This is a genomic window from Bacteroidota bacterium (assembly GCA_016183775.1).
GTDB lineage: Bacteria > Bacteroidota > Bacteroidia > JABDFU01 > JABDFU01 > JABDFU01.
This window is the reverse complement of the sequence record JACPDY010000054.1, coordinates 1-3,441: the sequence shown is the minus strand read 5'-3', so window position 1 is coordinate 3,441 and position 3,441 is coordinate 1. Positions and strand designations below refer to the sequence as shown.

Sequence of the window (3,441 nt, the reverse complement as noted above, 5' to 3'; positions counted from 1 at the left end):
CAGTGAATATAATAAGTGGCACCAGCCCATATATTTATAGCTGGAGCAACGGACAAACAACACAAACGGCCACCGGGTTAAATGCAAGTGTATACACAGTAACCGTAACTGATAATACAGGATGCACCTCCATACGAACGACTGAAATATTTAATAATACAGGTAACGTAAGTATAAATACTGCACTGCAAAATATACTATGTCCGGGAGGTAATACCGGCAGTTCCACCGCCACTGGTACAGGTGGTACAGGCCCATATATTTATAGCTGGATTAATGGTCAAAGCAACGCAAATGCTACTGGTTTAAAAACCGGAACCTACATAGTAACGGCAACTGATGTCAATGGATGTTCAAACGCTGTAACAATAGTAATTACAGAACCACAGTTCTCTGCACAGGCAATTCAAAATCAAAAATCCACATGTGGGGGAGCAACCGGTAAAGCAACTGCATTGGTTCAGCCATTTCCTCCGGCCCCAAGTACAGGACCCTATACCTATATATGGAGTAATGGTCAAAATACCGTATCTGCTACAGGGCTTTCGGCAGGAGGTTATACAGTTACAGTCACAAATGCCAGTGGTTGCACTTCAACCGCAATAGCCATTATTGGGAATTCCAATGGCCCGAATTTGTCCGTTACAAACAATTGCAGCAGTTCAAAAGTAACTGCATTTGGAGGAACATTACCATATACTTATTTATGGAACAACGGGCAAACAACACAAACTGCTACAAATATAAAAGCCGGTGATTATGTAATTGTAAGTGATGCGAGTGGTTGTTATAATGTAATAGCCCCTGTACTAAACCCAATAACGATAACTGTGACAAGCGCGGCATCATCATGCGGCAGTAATAATGGCAGTGCCGCAGCCGGGGCAAGCGGTATAAATAGCTGGCCATACACCTATTTGTGGAATAATGCTCAAACAACACAAATAGCCACTAATCTTGCTGCGGGAACATATACAGTAACTGTCACAGGAAGCAATGGTTGTACAGAAACAGGAACTGTTACCGTAGCATCGGATAATTGTACAGTTTGTTCTCTAACCGCCAAAACTAATATTAATACAAATGTTAGCTGTAACGGAGGCGGTAACGGCAGCGCAACAGTATTAATAAACAATGGCAGTGGTGGTCCTTATATCTATAGTTGGAGCAATGGGAATAGTGGTACAGCAACGGGCACAAGTATTCTTGTTACTGGTTTGCAGGCGGCAACTTATACAGTAACTATTTCAGAGGGGGTATGTACATCCACTTCCACTGTATCAATAATTTCACCTCCGCCATTATCGGGCCAATTTACCAGAGGCATAGCCAACTGCAGTGCATGCGGCTGCAAGGAATGGTTAATGATAAATGCAATCGGCGGTACAAGTCCTTATAGCTACTCCTGGCCTGATGGATATATGAGCAGATACAAAAATCAACTATGCACGGGGACTTACATGATAAATATTAAAGACAAAAACGGGTGCAGTGTAAATGTTAGTCTTACTGTACCTTAAACCGGCTTGTCATGAAAAAATTTCACAACTTGATTATCGCACTGCTTTTTGTAGTCAACCTATATGCCAATGGCAATGGTAGCAATAAATCTGACCCAACCCTAAAAACACAGGCAAAGCAATGGATGCAAAGTCAATCTGTTCAGTTTATAGAAAACAAAGGGCAGATGACGGACATGGAAGGCAAGCCCGTTCCCTTTGTACTTTTTAAAGCTGAAGCGCCGGGGGTAAACCTTTTCATTACTGAAAAGGGTTTAACCTACATGTTTTTTGAAATGGATGAAGAACATGAAAAGGTAAGAGAAGATCGTAATATTCAAGCTTATGCTTCCCTGGAGAATATGGAAGATGCGGATAAAGAAATAAAATGGTCCCGCATTGATATGGAACTTACCGGGGCCAGCATTAAAAAAGAGAACATTATAACAGAAGGCAAATCAACCAACTTTAATCAATATTTTTTAGGCCACTGCCCCGATGGAATAACAGATGTTCACAGCTACGAGAAAGTAACTATTAAGGAAATTTACCCCGGGATAGATTGGGTGTTTTATAACTCAAACAAAACAGGATTCAAGTATGACTTTGTGGTGCATCCCGGCGCTAACCACAATAACATAAAGCTTCTATACCGCTCCGAAAAAAAATTAGGTATTGACAACAAAGGCAACATACAAATAAAATCCCCATACGGAACCTTAACCGAACAAGCCCCCGTAAGTTATTTGGAAGAAACAAAAGAAAATATCCCAACAATTTTTGCCGAAAAAAAAATTAAGTCCTGCAATCCTAACGGAAATGATGAAGGGTATGAAACAGAAGTTTCATTTAAACTTGAACTAGGAGCGTTGAATCTTGAACTCGAAACTTTAATTATTGATCCTCAATTAGTATGGGCTACACTTTATGGGGGAAGTGGTGTTGACGGATTTTGTAATATGGATTGTGATAATAATGGAAATCTATTTGTTACTGGATATACTTCTTCCACTAATTTTCCTACGCAAACATGGGGGGGCGCATATTTTAATGGCTTTTTAGGAATATCTCCAAGTATCATTTTTATTCTCCAATTTTCCAATGTCGGTGTATTAACATGGGCTACTTATTATGGGGGAACTAATGATATTTACGCAGTATCGAAAAGCATAAAAACAGATGCAGCGGGCAATATTTTTGTAGCGGGCGTTACAGCTGCTACTGATTTTCCCACGCAGCCAGGAACCGGAAGTTTTACGGGTGCATACTACGACAATACATTACCTGCTAACGGCAGGGCTGGTTTTATACTTCGCTTTTCCAATGCAGGAGTTCGTACCTGGGCTACCCTTATTGATTATGCCAGCTTTTTGGATATGGTCCTTGACATTAATGGAAATATCTACCTGGCAGGAAGTGCCGGTGCAGGATGTCCTTTAAAGCCATGGGGGGGTGCTTACTTTGATGCCAGTATAGGAGGATTAGTCGACTGTTATATCCTTCGATTTTCCAATAAAGGAATGCTCACATGGGCCACCTACTATGGTGGAAGTATTCTTAATAATAACCCCAACGGTACATTCGAATTTGCGTCAAACATTACAACAGACGCTACCGGGAATATTTATGTTGTCGGGCAAACAAATACTATAGATTTCCCAACTCAATCCGGAATAGGTGCATTTACCGGAGCATATTATGATAATACACAAGCAGGATCCTTGGATATATTTATTATCCGATTTTCCAACAAAGGTGCCCGTACCTGGGCAACTTTATATGGAGGGAGTAGTGGGTTTTTGGGAAGGGATCATCCGTCAGGCCTCAGAGTAGATGTTACCGGAAATATTTATGTTACAGGTGTAACAGATGCTTCTGACTTTCCTACTCAGTCCTGGGGTAGCGCCTATTTTAGCGGTTACAAAGGTGCGTCAGATGCATT

The 3,441-nt window shown here is 41.1% G+C and carries 2 protein-coding genes; both read left to right on the top strand.

Annotation, left to right across the window (positions count from 1 at the left end):
* Positions 1-1,520: SprB repeat-containing protein (locus HYU69_06965; protein ID MBI2270087.1), on the top strand; the 1,520-nt coding region annotated here is incomplete at its 5' end.
* An 11-nt stretch (positions 1,521-1,531) separates the two neighbouring features.
* A partial coding sequence (locus HYU69_06960; GenBank protein MBI2270086.1) for an SBBP repeat-containing protein occupies positions 1,532-3,441 on the top strand: 1,910 nt, incomplete at its 3' end.